At 67.3% G+C, this 22,299-nt stretch carries 24 protein-coding genes; 17 read left to right on the top strand and 7 right to left on the bottom strand.

The window, feature by feature from the left end; genetic code table 11:
* The coding region (locus AE618_RS09850) for a tripartite tricarboxylate transporter substrate-binding protein (RefSeq protein WP_082365147.1) at positions 1-804 on the top strand (804 nt) is incomplete at its 5' end.
* 16 nt (positions 805-820) lie between these two features.
* Here AE618_RS09850 and AE618_RS09845 read toward each other — a convergent pair.
* Positions 821-1,240 carry a BLUF domain-containing protein gene (locus AE618_RS09845; protein ID WP_054208867.1) on the bottom strand — a complete coding sequence of 140 codons (420 nt, stop codon included), beginning with the start codon at positions 1,238-1,240 and terminating at the stop codon, positions 821-823.
* A gap of 156 nt (positions 1,241-1,396) precedes the next feature.
* Between AE618_RS09845 and AE618_RS09840 the strand changes: the two genes are divergently transcribed.
* The 3 genes from AE618_RS09840 to AE618_RS09830 all read left to right on the top strand — a co-directional run bounded on the left by AE618_RS09840 (position 1,397) and on the right by AE618_RS09830 (position 4,562).
* The gene (locus tag AE618_RS09840; protein ID WP_054208901.1) at positions 1,397-2,815 is read left to right on the top strand and encodes a DegQ family serine endoprotease; all 1,419 of its coding nucleotides are present in this window, start codon (positions 1,397-1,399) and stop codon (positions 2,813-2,815) included.
* A 154-nt stretch (positions 2,816-2,969) separates the two neighbouring features.
* Positions 2,970-4,280, top strand: a complete 1,311-nt coding sequence (locus tag AE618_RS09835; RefSeq protein WP_054208866.1) for a replication-associated recombination protein A — start codon at positions 2,970-2,972, stop codon at positions 4,278-4,280.
* A gap of 99 nt (positions 4,281-4,379) precedes the next feature.
* On the top strand, positions 4,380-4,562 hold the full coding sequence (locus tag AE618_RS09830) for a hypothetical protein (protein ID WP_054208865.1): 183 nt from the start codon (positions 4,380-4,382) through the stop codon (positions 4,560-4,562).
* A gap of 23 nt (positions 4,563-4,585) precedes the next feature.
* Here the strand turns inward: AE618_RS09830 and AE618_RS09825 are convergent, their stop codons facing one another.
* A complete protein-coding gene (locus AE618_RS09825; protein WP_156330193.1) occupies positions 4,586-5,851 on the bottom strand; it encodes a hypothetical protein in 1,266 nt (421 codons plus the stop codon).
* Between the two features lie 164 nt (positions 5,852-6,015).
* Between AE618_RS09825 and crcB the strand changes: the two genes are divergently transcribed.
* From crcB to AE618_RS09780, 9 genes are all read left to right on the top strand, one after another.
* On the top strand, positions 6,016-6,399 hold the full coding sequence (gene crcB, locus AE618_RS09820; RefSeq protein WP_082365137.1) for a fluoride efflux transporter CrcB: 384 nt from the start codon (positions 6,016-6,018) through the stop codon (positions 6,397-6,399).
* Complete coding sequence (locus AE618_RS09815; RefSeq protein WP_054208863.1) at positions 6,396-7,796, top strand: RluA family pseudouridine synthase; 1,401 nt, start codon at positions 6,396-6,398, stop codon at positions 7,794-7,796. The genes crcB and AE618_RS09815 overlap by 4 nt, the downstream gene beginning before the upstream one ends.
* A gap of 152 nt (positions 7,797-7,948) precedes the next feature.
* Entirely contained in the window at positions 7,949-8,431 is a 483-nt protein-coding gene (locus AE618_RS09810; protein ID WP_054208862.1) for a hypothetical protein, read from the top strand.
* 49 nt (positions 8,432-8,480) lie between these two features.
* A complete protein-coding gene (locus AE618_RS09805; RefSeq protein WP_156330192.1) occupies positions 8,481-9,206 on the top strand; it encodes an HAD-IA family hydrolase in 726 nt (241 codons plus the stop codon).
* Between the two features lie 334 nt (positions 9,207-9,540).
* Positions 9,541-9,939 (top strand): hypothetical protein, encoded by a 399-nt coding sequence (locus AE618_RS09800; RefSeq protein WP_156330191.1) that lies wholly within the window; start codon positions 9,541-9,543, stop codon positions 9,937-9,939.
* 274 nt (positions 9,940-10,213) lie between these two features.
* The gene (locus tag AE618_RS09795; protein ID WP_054208860.1) at positions 10,214-12,214 is read left to right on the top strand and encodes an acetyl-CoA carboxylase biotin carboxylase subunit; all 2,001 of its coding nucleotides are present in this window, start codon (positions 10,214-10,216) and stop codon (positions 12,212-12,214) included.
* 82 nt (positions 12,215-12,296) lie between these two features.
* Entirely contained in the window at positions 12,297-12,917 is a 621-nt protein-coding gene (locus AE618_RS09790) for a glutathione S-transferase family protein (RefSeq protein WP_054208859.1), read from the top strand.
* A 43-nt stretch (positions 12,918-12,960) separates the two neighbouring features.
* Complete coding sequence (locus AE618_RS09785; protein WP_156330190.1) at positions 12,961-13,482, top strand: hypothetical protein; 522 nt, start codon at positions 12,961-12,963, stop codon at positions 13,480-13,482.
* Positions 13,483-13,557: 75 nt separating this feature from the next.
* Positions 13,558-14,346, top strand: coding sequence for a YdcF family protein (locus AE618_RS09780; protein WP_054208857.1), 789 nt, complete (start codon positions 13,558-13,560; stop codon positions 14,344-14,346).
* A gap of 15 nt (positions 14,347-14,361) precedes the next feature.
* On the opposite strand, the gene AE618_RS09775 is transcribed toward AE618_RS09780, so the two are convergent.
* The gene (locus AE618_RS09775; RefSeq protein WP_054208856.1) at positions 14,362-14,631 is read right to left on the bottom strand and encodes a DUF3253 domain-containing protein; all 270 of its coding nucleotides are present in this window, start codon (positions 14,629-14,631) and stop codon (positions 14,362-14,364) included.
* Entirely contained in the window at positions 14,628-15,347 is a 720-nt protein-coding gene (locus AE618_RS09770) for a DUF599 domain-containing protein (protein ID WP_432704496.1), read from the bottom strand. Before AE618_RS09770 ends, AE618_RS09775 begins: the two co-directional genes overlap by 4 nt.
* Positions 15,348-15,512: 165 nt before the next feature.
* Here AE618_RS09770 and AE618_RS27915 point away from each other — a divergent pair, with 165 nt between their 5' ends.
* Positions 15,513-15,686 carry a hypothetical protein gene (locus AE618_RS27915; protein WP_156330189.1) on the top strand — a complete coding sequence of 58 codons (174 nt, stop codon included), beginning with the start codon at positions 15,513-15,515 and terminating at the stop codon, positions 15,684-15,686.
* Between the two features lie 353 nt (positions 15,687-16,039).
* Positions 16,040-17,836, top strand: a complete 1,797-nt coding sequence (locus AE618_RS09765; RefSeq protein ID WP_054208855.1) for an ABC transporter ATP-binding protein — start codon at positions 16,040-16,042, stop codon at positions 17,834-17,836.
* Between the two features lie 122 nt (positions 17,837-17,958).
* Here the strand turns inward: AE618_RS09765 and AE618_RS09760 are convergent, their stop codons facing one another.
* Positions 17,959-18,474 (bottom strand): gamma-glutamylcyclotransferase family protein, encoded by a 516-nt coding sequence (locus AE618_RS09760; RefSeq protein ID WP_082365146.1) that lies wholly within the window; start codon positions 18,472-18,474, stop codon positions 17,959-17,961.
* Between the two features lie 163 nt (positions 18,475-18,637).
* On the bottom strand, positions 18,638-19,810 hold the full coding sequence (locus AE618_RS09755; protein ID WP_054208854.1) for an isovaleryl-CoA dehydrogenase: 1,173 nt from the start codon (positions 19,808-19,810) through the stop codon (positions 18,638-18,640).
* Between the two features lie 279 nt (positions 19,811-20,089).
* Here AE618_RS09755 and AE618_RS09750 point away from each other — a divergent pair, with 279 nt between their 5' ends.
* Together AE618_RS09750 and AE618_RS09745 are read left to right on the top strand one after the other, a co-directional pair.
* Positions 20,090-20,344, top strand: coding sequence for a metal-sensing transcriptional repressor (locus AE618_RS09750; protein WP_248310810.1), 255 nt, complete (start codon positions 20,090-20,092; stop codon positions 20,342-20,344).
* 7 nt (positions 20,345-20,351) lie between these two features.
* A complete protein-coding gene (locus tag AE618_RS09745) occupies positions 20,352-21,269 on the top strand; it encodes a nickel/cobalt efflux transporter (RefSeq protein ID WP_054208852.1) in 918 nt (305 codons plus the stop codon).
* A 6-nt stretch (positions 21,270-21,275) separates the two neighbouring features.
* Here AE618_RS09745 and AE618_RS09740 read toward each other — a convergent pair whose 3' ends face one another.
* On the bottom strand, positions 21,276-22,286 hold the full coding sequence (locus AE618_RS09740; RefSeq protein ID WP_082365136.1) for a CorA family divalent cation transporter: 1,011 nt from the start codon (positions 22,284-22,286) through the stop codon (positions 21,276-21,278).
* Positions 22,287-22,299 lie beyond the last annotated feature (13 nt).

Genomic DNA, 22,299 nt, shown 5'->3' with positions numbered 1-22,299 from the left:
GGGGGGGGGGGGCACGGGCGGCGCGCCGGGGGGGCGACCGGGGGCGGGGCGGGCGGGGCCACCGCGCTGTCGCGGGCCGCCAAGGCGGAGCCCGACGGCTACACCATCGTGATCGGCAACAGCGGCACGAATGCCGCCTCCTACTCGATCTATCCCGACCTGAAATACACCAACGCCGATTTCGCGCCGGTCGGGCTTGTCGCCAAGACCTCGCCGATGATCGCGCTGAAGCTCGATTTCCCGGCCAAGACGCTGATGGAGTTCGTCGCCTATGCCAAGGCCAATCCGGGCAAGGTCAGCCTCGGCCATGCCGGTGTCGGCTCGTCGAACTATCTGATCTGCCGGACTTTCATCAAGGCGGCTGGCGTGGATGTCGCGCTGGTGAGCTATCGCGGCGCGGGACCGGCGCTGAACGACCTGATGGGGGGGCAGATCGACGGCGTTTGTGACGCGGCGACCTCGTTATCGGGCGCGGTGATGGGCGAGAAGGTCAAACCGCTCGCCGTCGCCACGCCGTCGCGGCTGGCGAGCCTGCCGGAAATCCCGACCTCGACGGAGGCCGGGTTGCCGGGCTTCCAGGCACAGGGTTGGAACGCGATCTTCGTGCCGAAGAACACGCCCGAGCCGATCGTCGCCAAGCTGAACGCGGCGCTGAAGACAGCGCTGGCGAGCCAGAATCTGCAGGGCCGGTTCAAGGACCTGTCATCGGTGGTGCCGACGCCCGAAGAGATGACACCGGCCTTCGTCGCGGCGATGGTTCCCAAAGAGATCGAGAAGTATCGCGTCCTGCTCAGCGACAAGTGATCGACGGCGAAAGCCGTCAGGCGCGCTGGCGCGAGAGCTCGCCGGCCAGATCGACGAGATCCTCGGCCGCGTGCCGGGGCAGGTCGTCCTCGGGCGTCACGCCATAGAGTCCGAAGATGAACATCGTGGTCTCGTCGCGCTCGGCGAGGCCCATCGACCACTGCGGAAATCCGCGCCGGTCGATCGGGTTTTCCGCCAGCAGCCGGACCTGCTCATGGCGGGGATCGGTCACGATCCGGCCATAGGTCTCCGCGACGGTCGCGCGATCACCTTCCAGCACCTGTGCGAAGGCGCTGGTGGTGGCGAGAAGGAAGCCGGTGATGCCGTCGCGGCCGTTGAGGCGGCGGGCGCTTTCGATGATCCTGTCCAACTCGGCTTGACGATTGGCCTCGACGAGCCGGCTTTGGCTGGCATAGACAAGTCGGATCAAGCTCATGGGCCGTCCTTTCGACGCCAGTGACCGGTGATCTTGGGCTGAACCAGACCCTCGGCAGGGAACGGCGACGGGTGGCGTCCATGGATCGATCGTGGAGTTGAAACGTTGCCCCCACGCCTTTGTTTCATCGCGAGGACAGGAATGATCAAACGTTTCATGCGATTCCGGCCCCCCTCGGCCGCCTGCGCCCTCGCGCTGGCGTTTGTGCTCGGGCTTGCTGCAGGCCCTGCGGGTGCGCAGCTCAAGCAGGTGCCCGAGTCGCGCCAGGAGATCTCGCTGTCCTTCTCCCGCGTCGTGAAGAAGAGCGCGGGCGCCGTGGTGAACGTCTATGGCGCGCGGGTCGAGAAGCAGCCGCGCAATCCCTTCATGGACGACCCGTTCTTCCGCCGCTTCTTCGGTGATGGCGGCTTCGGCGTGCCGCAGGAGCGGGTGCAGCGCTCGCTCGGTTCGGGCGTGGTTGTCGATGCGAGCGGGCTCGTCGTCACCAACAACCACGTCATCGAGGGCATGAGCGAGGTCAAGGTCGCCTTCGCCGACAAGCGCGAGGTCGAGGCGACAATCCTGCTGCGCGACCCGCGCACCGATCTCGCGGTGCTCAAGATCAAGCCTGTCAATGATCTGACCGCGATCGAGCTTGCCGATTCCGACAAGGTCGAGATCGGCGACATCGTGCTGGCGATCGGCAACCCCTTCGGCGTCGGCCAGACGGTGACGCAGGGCATCGTCTCGGCGCTCGCCCGCACGCAGATCGGGGTCGGCGACGCACAGTCCTTCATCCAGACTGATGCCGCGATCAATCCCGGCAATTCCGGCGGCGCGCTCGTCGACATGCAGGGCCGTGTCGTCGGCATCAACACCGCGATCTTCTCGCGCTCGGGCGGCAGCGTCGGCATCGGCTTCGCGATTCCATCATCAATGGTGCGCGTCGTGCTGGAAAGCGCCAAGGCCGGCGCCAAGACGGTGCGCAGGCCCTGGTTCGGGGCGCGTCTCCAGGCCCTGACGGCCGACGTCGCCGACGGGCTCGGGCTCGACCGCCCGGCCGGCTCGGTCGTGGCCAGCGTCGTCGAGAAGGGACCTGCGGCCGAAGGTGGCCTGCAGCGCTCCGACGTAATCCTGGCTGTCGACGGTATCGGCGTCGATGATCCAGAATCCTTCGGCTATCGCTTCGCGACCCGGCCTCTGGGCGGCGTGACCACGCTCGGCGTCCTGCGTGGAGGCAAGCGGATTGTCATCCCCGTGAGGCTGATCCCGGCTCCCGAATTGCGGCCGCGCGAGCCGGTGACGCTGTCGGGCCGCTCGCCTCTGGCGGGTCTCACCGTGATGAACCTGTCGCCGGCGCTGGCCGAGGAGCTGTCGATCGATGCCGGCACGGATGGCGTCGTGGTCGCCGAGATCGAGGAGGGCAGCACGGCCGCCCGCGTCGGCTTCCAGAAGGGCGACATCATCCAGGCCCTGAACGGCGAGCGCATGGTCCGGTCGCGCGATGTCGAGGCGGCAATGAAGGAGCGCAAGCGCTCCTGGGAGGTGACGATCTCGCGCGGCGGCCAGAGCGTGACCTCGGTCTTCCCGGGATGAGCAATGATGCTCTGTCATTCCGGGGCTTCGCGCGGCGAAGAACCCGGAACCCACGACCGGGTGAGAGGTGTCGGCGGGCGTTGCCACGGTGTCGCCCGGTCGTGGGTTCCGGGTTCGGACCTTCGGCCCGCCCCGGAATGACAGGCGAGTTGCCATGAGCGATCTCTTCGCCGCCTCGGGGCTGGACAAGTCCGGCCCGCGCCCGCTCGCCGACCGCCTGCGCCCGACGACGCTGGCCGAGGTCGCAGGCCAGGACCATCTGACCGGGCTGGACGGCGCGCTGACGCGGCTGGTGCATTCCGGCTCGCTCGGCAGCCTGATCTTCTGGGGGCCGCCCGGCACCGGCAAGACGACGGTGGCGCGGCTGTTGGCGGGGCAGGTCGATCTCGGTTTCGAACAGATCAGCGCGATCTTCTCCGGCATCGCCGATCTCAAGAAGGTCTTCGAATCGGCGCGCGGGCGCAGGCTCGGCGGCAAGGGCACGCTGCTCTTCGTCGACGAGATCCACCGCTTCAACCGCGCCCAGCTCGACGCTTTCCTCCCCGTGATGGAGGACGGCACGATCACACTGGTGGGCGCCACCACCGAGAATCCGTCCTTCGCGCTGAATGCCGCGCTCCTGTCGCGCGCCCGCGTGCTGACCTTCAAGTCGCTCGACGAGGGCTCGCTTTTGTTCCTGCTCGGCCGTGCCGAATTGCTGGAGAAGCGCGAGCTGCCGCTGACGCCGGAGGCGAGGCTGGCGCTCGCGCGATTCGCCGATGGTGACGGACGCGCCGTGCTGACGCTGGCCGAGGAGCTTTGGCGCGCCGCCAAGCCCGACGAAATCTTCGACGAGGCGGGGCTGGCCGAGGTGATCCAGCGTCGCGCACCGATCTACGACAAGGCGCAGGACGGCCACTACAACCTGATCTCGGCCCTGCACAAGACGATCCGCGGCTCCGATCCCGATGCCGCGCTCTACTACTTCGCCCGCATGCTCGATGCTGGCGAGGATCCGCGTTTCCTGGCACGGCGTCTGGTGCGGATGGCGGTCGAGGATATCGGGCTGGCCGATCCGCAGGCGCTGGTGCATGCGCGCGCCGCCACCGAGACCTATGAGCAGCTCGGCTCGCCGGAAGGCGAACTCGCTCTCGCCAACACCGTGATCTATCTGGCGACCGCGCCGAAATCGAACGCGGCCTACAAGGCCTACAAGGCGGCGCGCAAGGTCGCGGCCGAGCGCGGCTCGCTGATGCCGCCAAAAACCATCCTGAACGCGCCGACCAAGCTGATGAAGCAGGAAGGCTACGGCGCGGACTACTCCTACGACCACGACGCGCCCGACGCCTTCTCCGGCCAGGACTACTGGCCCGACGCGCTCGGCCGCCAGCACTTCTACGACCCGCCCGAGCGCGGCTTCGAACGCGAGATCCGCAAGCGGCTGGAGTACTGGGAGAAGCTGAGGCTGGAGCGGGGGGAGGGCTGAGCGCTCTCCCGCGAGGCTTGATCGATCGCAAAGCGGCGTGATGGCCGCAGCCTAGCTTATGCAGCAGCGTCAGCTACGGGCGCCTCGACCGGAGCGACCATGATCTCCCTCATTGCGCGCCTTCTCCTGATCGTTCCCTCGCTGATCGCGGGCTGGTTCGTGGCCAAAGACGATCCCGCCTATTGGGTCGTCGCCTTTGTGATCGCGCTCGTCTTCATCGTGCTGACCATCGTCTTCGAGCTCTATGTGGCTGCGCTGTTGAGGCGCGGGCCGAAGCCGTAGCCTGCTGACGCGGGCGCCGCCCCTCAGAACGCCCGCTCGATGAAGAGCTGGGCCGAGAGCAGGCGCCCGCCCAGCGACGCCGGCACGACGCGGCTGGCGAGCGCGACGTTGGTCTGGGCGATCGACCCCTCGAGCCCGGCCTTGAAGCCGTCCACCGGCGTCCAGACGAGGTTGGCGGCGATGCGATCGATCCTGAGCTTGCCCTTGCTCTGATCGACGAAGGGCACAGAGATCTGATAGCGGCTGAGATAGATGTTGCTGGCCCATTCGTCGGTCCATTCGCGGCGCGCGGCAATGACGGCCGAAAATCCGCGGGTCGAATCGGCGGGCACGAGGATTTGCCGCGCGATCGCGGCATCGAGGGACGAGCCGATATAGGCCGCGCCCTCGATGGCGCCCGCGATCTGCGCGGTGAGGCTGCCCGGACTGCCGCCGACCTCGACCTCGTAGGTGACGCCGACGATCCCGGCGCGGCCGAAGCCGGAGGCCGAGGCGGGCACGTCGCGCAGCGCGCCAGCGAGATGCAGCGTCAGAGGCCCGTTCACATAGGTGAGGCGGGCGATGCCATCGGGGACGCGGCCGTTCACGGTCGGGATCGTCGCCGTCGTCGCCAGCGTCGGGTCCTCGAGGGAGAGCGCCAGGTTCCAGCGCTCGGTGAGGTCGCGCTCCCAGGCGATCAGGCCGACATTGCGGCCGGGGAGGCGGGCGCTGAAGGCGAATTCGTCGCCGGTCCAGAAACTGAAGCGGGAATCCGCCAGTCCGAAGGTCATCGTCCCGACCGTGACCGTCGCCTCCGAGATCGTCACCGTATCGGGTGCATCCTTGCTCGGAGCCAGCATCATCTCGAACGCGGTGCCGACGCGCAGGCCCGAGGCCAGGTCCTGCGAGGTCGCGATCCGAAAGGAGGCGCTGGTCGGCCATGAATAGGCCGGCCTCGGCGCCGCATCGCCAGCCTTGGGAATGCGGTAGCTGTCATACTGCAATCCGGCATTGACCGTGCCGGAGATCGCCAGGCAGGTCGCCGAGCCCGGCAGCACGAGGCCCGGCACGGCCTCGTCGCCGTCATCCTCATCGTCGTCGTCATCCCCCGCGTCCTTGCTGTCGTCCGTGCCGGCGGTCTCGGGGGCTTCGGCGGATGGGAAGAGCGGGCTGACGTCGGGAGGCTTGATGACGCAGCTGCGGGCCAGCGCGGGAGCCCTTGCGGGCTGCGGCCTCGGCGAGGCGGCCTGTGCGTCCTCCAGCGCCAGCGGGGCTCCCGCCAGGGCCAGAATCAGGGCAAGGCGAGACAAGAGGGGCCGTTGATCGGCCGCGTCGCTTACCCCCTCCCGCATCGTCATCTTCGCCCCCCGGCCCGGATGTCATGAAGCGGGTTTCGAGCGGCGCGAGTCAATCGCGGCCCGGCAACAGGCCGAATTCGTTTGTGCGGAACAAGCGCGCTGGCTATTGCAGAGCCATGATCTCCACTTGTCTCGTTTTTCTGGGCGCCGGTATCGGCGGCACGCTGCGGCATGGCGTCAATCTCCTGGCGCCGCGCTGGTTCGGCATCGGCTTTCCTGCCGGGACGCTGCTGATCAACGTGCTGGGGTCCGCCCTGATGGGGCTGATCGCCGGTTGGCTCGCCTTCAAGACGCAAGCCGGCTGGTCGCAGCATGTCCGGCTGTTCCTGACCACGGGCATCCTCGGTGGCTTCACCACCTTCTCGGCCTTCTCGCTCGATGCAGTGCTCCTGTGGGAGCGCGGCGAGGCCGGGCTGGCCTCGCTCTACGTCATCGGTTCCGTCGTCCTCTCGCTGGTGGCGCTGTGTGCCGGCCTCGCACTCGTCCGGAGCCTGTCATGAGAACTGGTGGCAAGGGCGTGGGCGGCAACGGGGCTGGCGGGAAGGGGCCAGGCGGCAGGAGCGCTGGCCCGAAGCGTGGCGGCAGGCCAGCGGCAGCAGGCGCGCCCCGCGGCCCTGGTGGCAAGGCCAAGCGGCCGAGCCACGATGCGCGCCGCTCGGCGCGAGCTGTTGCGCGGCCGCGTCCGGAGCGCGAGGAGGCCGAGATCCGCACCGAGCCGACGCGCAATCCGGCGCCGCACCATCCCGTCCCGCGCGCTGCCGGGCCGAGAAAGCCTGCAGCCCAGCCGGCAACGCCGTCCGCATCGAAACCTTCAGCCAGGTCCGCGCCCACGCGCAAGGCGCCGGTGAGCGACGCGCCGACGCGTGCCGAGGTCAAGGCCGAAACCGCGCAGGTGCTCGCCACCGGTGTGCAGCAGCTCGTCGTCACCGCCGACGAGAACGAGATGCGGATCGACCGCTTCCTCGAAAGCCGCTTCCCGCAGCTCTCCTTCAGCCATATCCAGCGCATCGTCCGCAAGGGCGAACTGCGCGTCAACGGCAAGCGCGCCGACAGCAAGGACCGGCTCGAAGAGGGCCAGACGGTGCGCATCCCGCCGCTCAAGCTCGAGCCGCAGGAGAGCCGGCCGCGCTCGCTCAAGGCCGATGACGACACGCTCGGCTTCCTGCGCTCGATCACCCTCTACGAGGACGACGACGTCATCGTCCTCAACAAGCCGGCGGGGTTGGCGGTGCAGGGCGGCTCGGGCACGACGCGCCATGTCGACCAGATGCTCGACGTGCTGACCGACAAGAGCGGGCAGAAGCCGCGCCTCGTCCACCGGCTCGACAAGGATACGGCAGGCTGCCTCGTCATCGCCAAATCGCGCTTTGCGGCTGCGACGCTCGCCAAGACCTTCCGCTCGCGCTCCGCCCGCAAGGTCTATTGGGCGCTGGTGGCGGGCGTGCCCCGCGTGCGCCAGGGGCGGGTCTCGACCTATCTCGCCCGCGAGGAGGCCTATGACGGCGACCAGCGCATGGCGGTCGCCCAGCATGGCGACGACGGAGCGATGCATGCCGTGACCTATTACGCCGTGGTCGAGACCGCGGCGCAGAAGCTCGCCTGGCTGTCGCTGAAGCCGGTCACTGGGCGCACGCATCAGCTGCGCGCCCATGCCGCCCATATCGGCCATCCGATCGTCGGCGATCCCAAGTATTTCAACATCAAGAACTGGGAATTGCCTGGCGGCATCCAGAACAAGCTGCACCTGCTGGCACGTCGCATCGTGCTGCCGCATCCGCGCGGCAAGGGCACGATCGACGTCAGCGCGCCGCTGCCGCCGCATATGCGCCAGTCCTGGAACCTGCTCGGCTTCGAGGACGCGCCTTACGATCCGATCGTGGACGCGCCGGACGAGTGATGTCGCGTCATGCTCGGGCTTGCCCGGGCCTCTCCTGATCGCGATTCTCGGATCTGCGCTTCGCGTCGTCCGAGAATCGCGAAGAGAACGATTGCGGAACAAACGAGATTATGTTCTCATTGTGTTCCCATCAATCTGACGCAGGTGTTCCGATGATCCGTTTCGCCTTCCTGCTTGCCGGCCTCGTTCTCACCGCCTCCTTTCCCGCCGTCGCGCAAAGCCCCGCCGCGCCTGCTGCTGCCTCCGCTGACGAGCCCGTGCCGCGTGCCGAGCGAGCCAAGGCCCGGCAGGATTGTCTGGCCGAGCATGTCGCGCTGTCCGGTGAAGATCTGCGCGCGGCCATGCGCGACTGTATCCAGGCGAAGTTCCCCGGCGTGCAGCTCTATGCCCGCGACGGCGTGACCCGCGACGGCAAGCCGACTGCGGTGGCGACGCGCGCCGCCTGCAAGGAGGAGGTCGACGGCCGCAATCTTACGGGCTCGACCCGCACAGCCGCGCTCGTGGCCTGTTTCAATGCGAAGCGTCCCGACCTCGCCCAGCGGGCCGAATGCCGCAAAGAGGCGCGCGGCAAGGGCCTCGATGGCGACGATCTGCGCAAGGCGATCGATGCCTGCGCCCGCGAAGCGCGCTCGTGAGTGAGCGTTGCCGCCGGGCCTGAGGAGGGTGTGCCATGACCGCTGCGCAGTGGATCGCACCGGCGATCCGGGCTACAGCGCCGCCATGGACCTCATCATCTTCGATCTCGACGGCACGCTGATCAACTCGGAGGCGATCCTCCTTGCAGCGCAGGTTGAGACCTTCGGACGGCATGGACTCGTCCATCCCGGTCGCGAGGCCGGGCTGGGCGTCGTCGGATTGACGCTGAACGTCGCGCTGATGCGGCTTGCCGGTCTCGACCAGCCTGACGAAATTCTGACCGAGACTTATCGCGAGGTCTTCGGCGCGATGCGGCGGCAGGCCGAGACGGATGCCGCGCTGGACGAGCCGCTGTTTGCCGGCGTCGCGGAGACGCTGGCGCTGCTGGCGCGGAGGCAGGGGCTCTCGCTCGGCATCGCGACGGGGAAATCCCGCCGTGGCGCCGACTACATCATCGAGCGTCATGGCTGGCAGGGCCTGTTCGCCACGATCCAGACGGCCGATGACGCGCCCTCGAAGCCGCATCCCGGCATGATCCTGCGGGCGATGGCGGAGACGGGTGCCGCACCGGAGCGCACCGCGATGGTCGGCGACAGTTCCTTCGACATCGAGATGGCGGTCGCTGCCGGCGTCGCGCCGGTCGCGGTCTCCTGGGGGTTCCAGCCGGTCGGGAGCCTGGTCGCGCTGGGCGCGCGGCATGTGCTCGACGACTTCGCAGCGCTGCCGGGCGTGCTGGGTCTGCAGAATTCCGTCGCTGTTGGTGAGCCGGTCTGACGTGCGACGTCATGCTCGGGCTTGACCCGAGCATCTCGGAAACCAGTGTTCTTCTGTCATGAGATTCTCGGGTCTGCGCTTCTCTGCGCCCGAGAATGACGGCTCCACGTCGCGGGCCGGTACCGGCTTGGGCTGCCCGAATAGTAACGTCCTCGCAACCACGTCCGCTCAGGCCCGTTTAACCTGAACACGCGTTCAGATTTGGCCGTTAACCACCTGATGGCGAGCGTCGATCCATGGTGTTCCTACAGCAGGAACGTACCGGCACAAAACAACGCCGGACAGGGGTCGAACAATGATTGGTCATGAGCTTCGTGAATTCGTCGATCGCGTGATGGATTGTCGCGCGATCGACGATGAAGACGTCAAGTTTCTTCAGCGCGATATTCTGGTCGACGGCGCGTTGACGCGCGATGAGGTCGATGTGCTGGTCGCGCTCGACCGGGCGGTGCCGGAGCGCTGCGCAGCGTTCGGTGACTATCTGGTGGCGCTGGTCGTCGATTTCGCGGTCTGGCAGAACCGTCCGACTGGCGTCATTGAGCGCGACAAGGCGCACTGGCTCGTGACGACGCTCTCGGCCGGCGAGGGGCCGACGGAAACGGCGCGGCGCATCGCCTTCGAGATCGTCCGCGAGGCCGAGCGCTGCGACGAGGCCCTGATCGGCTTCGCGCTCAGCAAGGGGCTGGCCACGCCGGCCCGCTTCTGCCCCGAGCGCGTGTTGCTGGCGAGCTGATCGCCCGCGCCGTATCCGTACGAGCGCTCGGCCGATAGCCGACTTTCGCATCAGTGGACGCCGCGCGCGGCGTCCCATAAACCCAGTCCCGGACCGACGTGCCAGCCGGGCGCGGCGGTCCGGATTTTGCTGTTGGGGCTGTGCGAAAAACCGGTAGCCGGTTTTGTCCGACATGCTCTAACTGAGCATCCAGAGCATGTCGCCGGAAAGTGGGTACCGGTTTTCGGACGACGACATGCTCCGGGCTGATCAACGGCCGGGGGAGACGCCACGCATGTTCACGAAGATCCTGATCGCGAACCGTGGCGAGATCGCCTGCCGGGTCATCAAGACGGCGCGGCGCATGGGCATCAAGACCGTCGCGGTCTATTCGGATGCGGACCGCGACGCGCTGCATGTCGAGATGGCGGACGAGGCGGTGCATATCGGGCCGCCCGAGGCGTCGAAGTCATATCTCGTGATCGAGAAGATCATCGACGCCTGCAAGGCGACGGGCGCGCAGGCCGTTCATCCAGGCTACGGTTTCCTGTCCGAGCGCGAGGCCTTCGCCCAGGCGTTGAAGGACAACGGCATCGTTTTCATCGGCCCCAATCCCGGCGCCATCGCGGCGATGGGCGACAAGATCGAATCGAAGAAGGCCGCAGCCGCGGCCAATGTCTCGACCGTTCCCGGCCATCTCGGCATCATCGAGAGCCCCGAGCACGCGGTCACCATCGCCGATGCGATCGGCTATCCGGTGATGATCAAGGCCTCGGCCGGCGGCGGCGGCAAGGGCATGCGCATCGCCCATTCCGCCGGGGAGGTCGCCGAGGGCTTCGCGCGGGCGAAGTCGGAAGCCGCCTCGTCCTTCGGCGACGACCGCGTCTTCGTCGAGAAGTTCATCGTCGATCCCCGCCATATCGAGATCCAGGTGCTGGGCGACAAGCACGGCAACGTCATCTATCTCGGCGAGCGCGAATGCTCGATCCAGCGCCGCAACCAGAAGGTCGTCGAGGAGGCGCCGTCGCCGCTGCTCGACGAGGCGACGCGCCGCAAGATGGGCGAGCAGGCCGTCGCGCTGGCCAAGGCGGTGAACTACGACTCGGCCGGCACGGTCGAATTCGTCGCGGGCCAGGACAAGTCGTTCTATTTTCTCGAGATGAACACGCGGCTCCAGGTCGAGCATCCGGTCACCGAGATGATCACCGGGATCGATCTGGTCGAGCAGATGATCCGCGTCGCTTATGGCGAGAAGCTCGCCCTGACCCAGGATGAGGTGAAGCTGAACGGCTGGGCGGTCGAATCCCGCGTCTATGCCGAGGACCCGACGCGCGGCTTCCTGCCCTCGACGGGGCGGCTGGTGACTTATCGGCCTCCCGTGGAGGGGCCCGATGGCGACGCGATGGTGCGCAACGATACAGGCGTGTTCGAGGGCGGCGAGATCTCGATCTATTACGACCCGATGATCGCCAAGCTGGTGACGCATGCGCCGACGCGCGAAGCCGCGATCGAGGCGCAGGCTCGCGCGCTCGACGCCTTCGCGATCGAGGGCATCCGCCACAACATTCCCTTCGTCTCGGCGCTGATGCATCATCCGCGCTGGATCGCGGGCGAACTCTCGACCGGCTTCATCGCCGAGGAATTCCCCGAGGGCTTCTCTTTGCCGGCGCCGGCTGGCGAGATCGCGTTGCGGATGGCTGCGATCGCCATTGCCTGCGACCACAAGCTCAACCAGCGCAAGCGCCATGTCAGCGCGCAGATGGAGGGCTGGCGCAAAGTCGCCTTCGAACGCACGCGCGTCGTCGTGCTGGGTGGGGAGCGGTTCGAGGGGCAGGTGAGCGAGCAGGGCGAGGCGGTGGTGATCGGCTTCGGTTCCCGCAGCCTCGCTGTTGTCAGCGACTGGCGTCCGGGCGAGCCTGTCTGGCGCGGCACGCTCGACGGCGTCGCGGTGGCGGCGCAGGTGCGCTCGATCCTGAACGGTTTTTCGCTCGGCCATGCCGGCGCTTACGCCAATGCCCATGTCCACACCCCGCGGGAGGCGCAGCTCGCGGCGCTGATGCCGACGAAGGTGGCGGCCGATACCGGCAAATTCCTGCTCTGTCCGATGCCCGGTGTGGTCAAGGCGATCTCGGTGACAGTCGGCCAGGAGGTCAAGGCCGGCGAGGCCCTGTGCATGGTCGAGGCGATGAAGATGGAAAACGTGCTGCTGGCCGAGAAAGATGCCACCATCGCCAAAATCCTGGCGAAGCAGGGCGATTCGCTTGCCGTGGATGCCGTTATCATCGAGTTCAAGTAAGCGCGAGAACATCGATGCCGCCTTGCCAAATGAGCGGGGCGCGGGGACAAGTCAGACGACGATCACGAGGGTCACGCCGCGCATGTTGACGATCTGGGGGCGGATCAGCTCCATCAATGTCCAGAAGGCCGTCTGGGCGGCCGGTGAGGTCGGGCAGAGTTTCGAGCGCATCGATTGCGGCGGCGCTTTCGGCGGCCTGCGGGAGCCCGTGTTCCTGGCCAAGAATCCCAACGCCCAGATTCCGGTGCTCGAGGATGGCGAGGTCTGTATCTGGGAGTCGAACAGCATCGTGCGCTATCTCGCGGCGCGCTACGGTTCGGGCTGGATCTGGGAGGAGGACCCGGCGCTGCGTGCCGATGCCGATCGGTGGATGGACTGGATACAGTCGGAGCTGCAGCCGGCGCTGACACCGGTGCTCTGGGGCGTGGTGCGCAAGGTGCCCGGATATGTCGATCCGGAGAGGATCGCGGCCAGCGCAGCCAAGGCCGAGAAGCTGATGGGGATCCTGGACGCGCATCTGGCGACGCGCAGCTTCCTCGCCGGCGAGCGCTTCGGCATGGCCGATATCACAGTGGGGTGTGGCGCCCATCGCTGGCTGAACATGCCCGTCGAGCAGGCCGACCACCCGCATGTCCGGCGCTGGTACGATACGATCTCCACCCGCCCGGCCGCCAAGCCGGCGCTGCTCTTGCCTGTTGCCTGAGGTGACGCCCTCGCGCCCCGATCCAACCGCGATGGGCGTGGGGATGGCCGCCGCACTCTTCGTCGCAATCTTGGGCGGGCTCGCCCTGTCGTCGCTGGCATTGGGCACGTCGCCCGCTCTGGCCCAGGCGAGCGCGACGCTCGGCACGGACCGGGCACAACTCGCGGCCTGCCTGCGCGAGAACCGGTCAGCCGCGCCGTCCTGCATCGGCGCCATTGCCGTCGGCTGTCTGGGCTCCGCCGGTACCGACCGGCGCGCGGCCGAGGTCAGTTGCGCGCGGCGCGAGGAGACGGTTTGGCGCGAGCGCCTGACGCAGGCGCTGCAGGTGAGCGGCCGCACGCTCGATGCCGGGCAGCGCAGCCGCCTTGCGGCGTTGCATCTGAGCTGGGAGGGCTTCATCGCCCAGAAATGCGCCTTTTACGGCTCGATCCAGCGCGAGGGCTGGCAGCTCGGCCGACAGGCGGGCTGCGAACTGCGCGAAGTCGCCCTGCGCGCGCTGGAGCTCGAACGCGCCGCGCCGTCGCAGACGCGCCGTCCGCAATCGCCGCCGCAAATCTTCCGCTGAGCTCAGGCATCATCGCCCTGTCAGCTTTCGCAGGCTAGGAAGGGCTCGGATTATCCGCCAGCCCGGAGGCAGAGCATGTTCTTCACCCTGTCCAAGCTGGTCTGGTTCGTCTTCTCGCCGGTGAATTTCGTGATCCTGCTCGTCGGGTTCTGCGCGATGTTGTCGTTCACGCGCTTCGCGCGAGCCGCGCACTGGCTCGGTGCGGCGGCGGCGCTCGGCCTCGTGCTGATGGCCTTCAGCCCGGTGGGGCGTATCGTCGTGCGGCCGCTGGAAGACCGGTTTCCGCAGCAGGATGCGGCCAGGGGGCCGGTCGCCGGCATCGTGGTGCTGGGCGGGCCGATCGGGATCGCGCGGGACGATGTCGTGCTGCTCTCGGCCGGGGCACGCATCACCAAGGCTGTCGAGCTCGCCAGGCTGCACCCGGAGGCAAAGGTCGTCTTCGCCGGTGGCGCCGCCAATCTGATCTCGCCGGTGACCCATACCGAGGCCGAGGGGGCGCGGCTGATGTTCACCGGGCTGGGGCTGGCGCCCGACCGCCTCGTCCTCGAGGACAAATCGCGCAATACGCTGGAGAATGCTGTCTTTGCCCGCAGGCTGGTCGATCCCAAGCCCGGCGAGCGCTGGCTTTTGGTGACCTCGGCCTGGCACATGCCGCGCTCGATGGGCGTGTTCCGCAAGGCGGGCTTTCCGGTCGAGGCCTTCCCGGTCGACTATCTCTCGGAAGGCGAGCCGGCAGATTTCGTCCGGCCCTATGGCAGGGGCGCACGTGGCCTCGTCATTTCCGAAGACGGCATCAAGGAATGGATCGGGCTGCTGGCCTACTGGCTGGCAGGCTATACCGACGCGCTGTTTCCGGGACCCTGAGGCGGCGAGGGCGCGCTATTCGTCCTCCGGCAGCCGCAGCCTGTAGACGCCGCGAAAATCATCCGGATCGACGGGGCGGCCCTTACGGGTGATGACGATCCGGCCCTGCTTCATCAATCTGACGGCGACGCGGCGGATCGGCTGCATCAGCGGCCCCCAGCCCTCGGGATGATCGCCGCCGATGGCGCGCGCGGCTTCGGACGGACAAATCGTGCGGCCTTGCCCGCGTTGGCCGGCCAGTTTCAAAATCGTCGCCTCAAGCTCGGTTTCGTCAGGCTGGGTCATGACTCTGGCGGTCGCCTTGTGGGGTCGGGATAGCGGAAGACGCGGGCGGCGTCGGAGGCGAACTGCCTCCGGTACATCGCCACCAGCACGGCACCTGTAAAGAGGATGAAGGTCGTCGGCCCCAGGAACCAGCCCATATAGGCGAGCGCGAAGAAGAAGGCGCGCTGGCCGCGGTTGAAATGCCGGCCTCCGGCGACGTTCATCTCGGTCGCCTCATGAACGGCGCGCTCGGCGTCGGCCGGCTCGTGGTTCTTGGCCGGGGGGAGCGAGCCGAGCAGGATGACGCAGTAGTTGAACAGCCGGTAGCTCCAGGCGAATTTGAAGAAGGCATAGCCGAAGATCAGCGCCAGGCCGATGACCTTCATCTCCCAGGCGGCGCGGGTCGGCGCCGTGCCGAAGGGAAAATCCGAAAACAACGCCACGACGCGGTCGGTCGATTGCAGCAGGGTCAGCGTGCCGCCGATGGCGATCAGCGAGGTCGAGGCGAAGAAGGCCGTGCCGTTCTGCAGGCCGTTCATGATCTGCGTATCGACGATGCGGTTGTCGCGCGCCATCGATTCGCGGATCCAGCGGGCGCGGCGCAGGTTCATCCGCATGTTCAGGCTCTTGCCAGCATGCGGCCCCATCTCGACCGCGAAATGGTAGCCGATCCAGGAGGCTGCGAAAAACGCCGCGCCGATGATGTCGAGCGTCTCGAATCCGATCATGCCGGTCATGCCAATCCTCTGGGGGGGCAGATTGCGTGGTCCGTCGTTGCTTGCCAAGGCGCCGCTGGATTCGAAGCCGTGCTCCGCATTGACCTGCTTCGCGCGAGCCGACAAGGGTGTCGGATATGAAGGCGGGGTTGATCCGCCACGTCCTGAACGGTTCGAGCCGCCTCCTTGTCCCACATCCTGATCGTCCTGGCCGTCGTCGCCTTCCTGTTCCGCAAGCCGCTGGGGCGGATCTTCGCACGCCAGTTCCCGAACCGGGCGAAGCGCCAGCAGGTGCTCGCAATAGTCATCGCCGGATTCCTCATCGTGATCGCGATCAGGCTGCTGGCGCTGTTTTGGTAATGGACGGCGAGGGCGGCGGTGTCGGGCCGGCCGCGAGCCCATCTGTTGCCGCGAAGCCTCATCCCGCCGGCGACACGCGCCAGCCGTCTTGCCAGCGTCGTCTACCTGCGGCATCTTGTGCGCATCGCTCACACGCAACAGGGAGGGCTGAATGAAATTCACAATCATCGTCAGCTCTCCGCGCAAGTTTGACTTGCCGCGAATGTCCCGCCGCTAGGCCGGTTTCGCCCGTGGCCCGCCAGAGGCGGCGCCTGAGCATCTTCCATCGCTTTCCTGCCCTTCGCTGAAGATCGGCGCTCGTCGCCGTCTGCAGCATGATCCGGAGTCGGCTCTCCTGCGAGCCGAAGACACCCATGTCCCGACCCGATCGCACCGGGCGGCCCGAGCCGTTCCGGGCTGTTCTCGGCTTCACCTTCCGCCATTGGGCCCGCCGGCCCGGACCCGTCGGCTTCGTCGGCGGCTCGATGATGGCTGCCACCGTGGCCGACTTGTTCATGCCTGTTTATGCCGGCCGTCTCGTCGATGCGGTCGCGGGCGAGGGCGCGTCGGCGCTGGATGCCGCGCTGTGGGCGCTCGCCGCCATGCTGGCGCTCGGCGCGGCCGGCGTGGTCTTCCGCCATCTCGGTTTCATCGGCATCACCGGCATGACGTTGCGCACCATGGGCGACACGGCTAGCGAGGCCTTCGCGCGGCTGCAGCGCTTCTCGACCGACTGGCACGCCAACAATTTCGCCGGCTCGACCGTGCGCAAGATCACGCGCGGCATGTGGGCGCTCGACCTGCTCACCGACACGATCCTGATCGCGCTGCTGCCCTCGGTCGTGGTTCTGGTTGGCTCGACCGTGCTGCTGGCCTGGCACTGGCCGGCGATGGGGCTCGTCGTGCTGGCGGGTGCGCTCATCTATGTCGGCGTCACCGTCGCGCTTTCGCTGAATTATGTCGCGCCGGCCGCGCGTCTCGCCAACAGCTGGGACACTCGCCTCGGCGGGTCGCTGGCCGATGCGATCTCCTGCAACCCCGTGGTCAAGGCCTATGGCGCCGAGCTGCGCGAGGATTCACGGGCCGCCGAGGTGCTGGCCAAGTGGGCGCTGCGGACGCGGCGGACCTGGGTACGCGGCACGACCTCGGGCACGGCGCAGCAGCTGGTGCTGCTCGCCCTGCGCGCCGCCGTCATCGGCCTGGTGATCTGGCTCTGGGCCAATGGGCAAGCCACGCCCGGCGACGTCGCCTTCGTGCTGACGAGCTATGCGGTGGTGCATGGCTATCTCCGCGATGTCGGCCAGCACGTGCACAACCTGCAACGCTCGGTGAACGACATGGAGGAGCTGGTCGCGATGCACGACCAGCCCTATGGCGTGGCCGACGTTCGGGGAGCCACCGCGATGGCAGTGACGGCGGGCGAGATCGCTTTCGAGGACGTGACCTTCCACTATGGCGGGCATGTCCAGCCGCTTTACCGCGACTTCTCTCTGACGATCGCGGCCGGCGAGAAGGTCGGGCTCGTTGGGCGCTCGGGCTCGGGCAAGACGACCTTCGTCAAGCTGATCCAGCGGCTCTACGACGTCACCTCGGGACGCATCGCCGTCGACGGGCAGGACATCGCGGCCGTGACGCAGGTGTCCTTGCGCGCGCAGATCGCGATCGTGCAGCAGGAGCCGGTGCTGTTCCACCGCTCGCTGGCCGAGAACATCGCCTATGGCCGGCCCGGTGCTTCGCTCGCGCAGATCGAGCAGGCAGCGCGGCTTGCCAACGCGCATGAGTTCATCATGCGGCTGCCGAAGGGCTATGCCACGCTGGTCGGCGAGCGCGGCGTCAAGCTCTCCGGAGGCGAGCGCCAGCGCGTCGCGATCGCGCGCGCCTTCCTCGCCGATGCGCCGATCCTGATCCTGGACGAGGCGACCTCGAGCCTCGATTCGGAATCGGAGGCGCTGATCCAGGAGGCGATGGAACGGTTGATGCTGGGCCGGACGACAATCGTCGTGGCGCACCGGCTCTCGACGGTGCGCGCAATGGACCGGATCATCGTTTTCGACCGCGGCGTCGTGGTCGAGGAGGGGCCCCATGAAGCCCTGCTCCAGCGCGAGAACGGCGCCTATCGTGGGCTGTTCGAGAAGCAGGTCAGCGAGTTGGCGAAAGGGCTGGCGGTGTAGCCAGGCGTCATTCTCGGGCCGCGCCTTGCGCGGACCCGAGAATCTCGTGACGAAAGGGCGCTCATGCCGCGCCCTTTTTGGCTGGAGATGCTCGGGTCCAGCCCGAGCATGACGGCTGGTCGTCACTTCGGCGCCAGCGCCCTTGGTCGCACGCCCTTCACCGGGCCGGGCGGCAGGTCGCTCATGTGCGGGCTCAGCGCCTTCACATCCAGATTCGGCTTGCTCAGAAACCGATTCAAGCCGGCTACATAACTCTCTGGCAGCGCCCAATGTTTGGCGCTGGCGATCACCGTTTCCATGTAGCCAGGCTTGGGCCTGCCGGGATCGCCGGAGCGGCCGATATAGACCAGCGCGCGCTTGGCCCCGCCCTCGACGATCACCGGCTGGCTGATCTTGACGTAGAGCCCGCTCGCCAGCTCCTCGAACTTGTCGAGCGTGCGGATGTCGCCGAGCGCGCAGTCCCAGAGCACACCGTGGACCTCTTCACGCGGGTCGCGGACGACCGAGGCATAGCCATCGCGGGTGATCATGAAGCGGTGGCGCGGCAGACGGGCGAGCCCAAGCGCGCGCGAGCGCGGGCAGCGCTGCGCCATGCCGGCGGGGTCCATGTTGAGGCCGTAGGCGAAGTAGAGGGGCATGGTCGGCTCGGCCTTTTGCGCGATGGTCTGATCAAACGCGTCGTCATCCCGGGCGGAGCGAAGCGGAGACCCGGGATCCATGCCTGAACCGTTCCGGCATGGATCCCGGATCGGCGCGGCTTCGCCGCTTGTCCGGGATGACGGCGAGGTTGTGTTTCTCCTCCTACCTCGTCTTCGCAAACAGCTCCCGTCCGATCAGCATCCGCCTGATCTCGCTCGTGCCCGCGCCGATCTCGTAGAGCTTGGCGTCGCGCAGCAGGCGCCCCGTGGGATAGTCGTTGATGTAGCCGTTGCCGCCCAGGAGCTGGATCGCGTCCAGCGCGATCTGGGTCGCCTTCTCGGCCGAAATCAGGATCGCGCCGGCGGCGTCCTCGCGGGTGGTCTCGCCGCGGTCGCAGGCCTTGGCGACGGCATACACATAGGCCTTGCAGGCGTTCATCATCACATACATGTCGGCGAGCTTGCCCTGGACGAGCTGGAACTGGCCGATCGACTGGCCGAACTGCTTGCGCTCATGGACATAGGGCATGACCACATCGAGCGCCGCCTGCATGATGCCGAGCGGCCCGGCCGAGAGCACGACGCGCTCGTAGTCGAGGCCCGACATCAGGACGTTGACGCCGCGTCCGACGCTGCCCAGCACGTTCTCCTCGGGCACCTCGCAATCCTCGAAGACGAGTTCGCAGGTGTCGGAGCCGCGCATGCCGAGCTTGTCGAGCTTCTGGTGGGTCGAGAAGCCCTTCATGCCCTTCTCGATCAGGAAGGCCGTGATGCCCTTCGAGCCGGCCTCGGGATCGGTCTTAGCATAGACCACCAGCGTCTCGGCGATCGGCCCGTTGGTGATCCACATCTTGTTGCCGGTCAGGACATAGCGGTCGCCGGTCTTGATCGCCTTCGTCTTCATCGAGACGACGTCGGAGCCTGCTCCGGGCTCCGACATGGCGAGCGCCCCGACATGTTCGCCCGAGATCAGTTTGGGCAGGTATTTCGCCTTCTGGGCCGCATTGCCGTTGCGGGCGATCTGGTTGATGCAGAGATTTGAGTGGGCGCCGTAGGAGAGGCCGACCGAGGCCGAGGCGCGGCTGATCTCCTCGATCGCCACGACATGTTCGAGATAGCCCAGCCCCGCGCCGCCATCCTCCTCCTTCACGGTGATGCCGTGCAGGCCGAGCGCACCCATCTGCGGCCAGAGATCGCGCGGGAACTGGTTGGTCGCGTCGATCTCCTGCGCGCGTGGCGCGATCTTGTCCTGAGCGAAGGCGTGGACGGTGTCGCGGATCGCATCGGCGGTCTCGCCGAGGTCGAAATTGAAGGGGCGCGGCGCGTTGGCCAGCATGATGAACCTCCCGTTGGGCCGGCGCGGCGACGGCGCGCGCCGTTTCCCGACTTATAGCGCGGATGGCGCCCAAGTCAGTGCGCGCGGGCGCGAACAGGGTTTAGGCATCGACGCCGTGCCGCGCCTTTCCGTCATGGTCGGGCTTGTCCCGGCCATCCACGTTGTCCTTCGGCGCGTGCGGTGGTCAAGGCGTGGAGGCTCGCCACTAGGGCGAGCATGACGGTATAGACGCTTGCCTATCCTATCCAGGGGGATAGGATAGGCGTTATGAGCCACGGGATGAACCCTGACATCATCAAGCGCCTGCGCCGGGCGCAGGGGCATCTCGGCACCGTCGTCGGGATGGTCGAGACGGGGCGCGACGTGCCCGATGTCGTGCAGCAGCTCCAGGCGGTCGAGAAGGCGCTGGAGAAGGTCAAGGAGCTGCTGATCTTCGACCATATCGAGCATCACCTGTTCGACCATGGGCAGGCGGCGACGCCCGAGATGCGGCGCACCATCGACGGGCTCAAGGCCCTGACCAAATATCTGTGAGGCGCCGATGCCGTCTTTCGCCGAACTGATCCAGCAGGGGGCCGGGCAGGCCTGGCTGTTCGTTCCCAGCGCGATCCTGCTCGGTGCGCTGCACGGGCTGGAGCCCGGCCACTCCAAGACGATGATGGCGGCTTTCATCATCGCGATCCGAGGGACGGTGACGCAGGCCGTGTTGCTCGGGCTGGCGGCTACGGCGTCGCACACGCTCGTCGTCTGGGGTATCGCGCTGGGCGGCCTCTATCTCTGGCGCGATGTCGCGTCGGAGACGTTCGAGCCCTATTTCCAGCTGGCCTCGGCGGGCGTGATCATCGCGCTGGCGCTGTGGATGCTGTGGCGCACCTGGCGCGACCAGCATCCGGCGACGGAGGCGCGACATCAGTCGCATGATCACGGTCACCACCATGATTATCATCATGATCACGACCATGCGCGCGACCACGGGCACGGCGCCCACCACAATTACCACCATCACGATGGACCTCGCGATGCGGTGCCGTTCGGCTCTGCGGGAGGGACCATCCTGGCCGAAGCCGACGGCCATCAGGATGCGCATGAGCGGGCGCATGCGGAGGATATCCGCCGCCGCTTCACGGGCCGGGAGGCGACCACCTGGCAGATCGTGCTCTTCGGCCTGACCGGCGGACTGATTCCCTGCCCGGCGGCGATCACGGTGCTGCTGCTCTGCCTGCAGCTGAAGGAACTGACACTGGGCTTCGCGCTGGTGCTGTGCTTCTCCATCGGCTTGGCGATCACGCTGGTCGCCGTCGGCGCTGCGGCTGCGCTCAGCGTCCGGCATGCGACGCGACGCTGGTCATGGTTCGGGGAATTCGCTCGGAGGGCGCCCTATCTATCAGGCGGCCTCATCATCCTCGTCGGGCTTTATGTCGGCTATCACGGCTGGGCGGGACTGTCGGCGGGCGGATAGCCGCGTTCAACCGCCGATGATGCCCCTGCGCCGCAGCAGGATCAGCGTCAGCAGGGCGGCGCCGATGCAGGTGAGTGCGACGAAAAACGCGCCGAGATCGTGCTCCATCCAGGGCAGGCCCTTCACATTGATCCCGAACAGGCCGGTGATGAAGGTTGCCGGCATGAACAGAGCCGTCAGGATCGACAGCACATAGAGCTGCCTGTTGGTCTGGCTTGCGGTGCGCGCCGTCGTCTCGTCCTGCAGCAGCCTCGCCCGATCCTGCACCGACTGGACGTCGTGATGCAGTCCGTCGATGCGTTGGAGCAGGCGGGCGGCGGCGGCCTTGACCTCTTCGGGCGCTTGGCGGCCGGAATGGGTCCGGGGGAGGCGGCAAAACAGCAGATGCACCCCGCCGATCTGGCGGTGCAGGAGCACCGCCATGCGCCTGACAGCGCCGACGCGGGCCGGAGCGTCGTCAAACCGATCGGCCAAAACATGGTCCTCGACGCTGTCGGTCTCGTCCATCAGCCGGACAACCGCCCGGGTAACGTCGTCGATGATGTATTCGATGATCTGCTCGAACAGGGCTACCGGGCCCTCGACCGCTTCGCCGCGGTTGAGCGCATCGGCTGCAAGCCTGATCGACTGCAGGGCATCGCGCCGGCCGGTGACCAGCAGCCGCTCGCCGACGATCCAGTACAACGCGCCGACCAGATCGGAATCGGAGGCGATGTCGCGGACGAGGTCGTGGGCAATGCCCCAGGCGAGCTCGGAGGAATGGTCGAGCCGCTGATGGCTTTCCGGCGAAACGAACATGTCCTCGGCGGCTGCCGGCAGCCAGGACTGCTCGGTGATCCAGGCCTTGGCGCGGCTATGGACGAGGTCGAGATGGATCCAGACGAAACCCTCTGACGGATCGACGCCGGGCACGGCCTCGCGCGCGATCAGCGTCGGCACGCCATCGGCATCGAAGCGATAGGCCCAGATGATGCCCATGCTGGACTGCGCGTCGGCAATAGCGGTCGGGGAGGGCATCGTGATGGTGATC

The organism is Allobosea vaviloviae (genome assembly GCF_001298265.1).
Classification (GTDB): domain Bacteria; phylum Pseudomonadota; class Alphaproteobacteria; order Rhizobiales; family Beijerinckiaceae; genus Allobosea; species Allobosea vaviloviae_B.
Note: the sequence above shows the minus strand (reverse complement) of the source record. Positions and strands in the feature narration are given on the sequence as shown.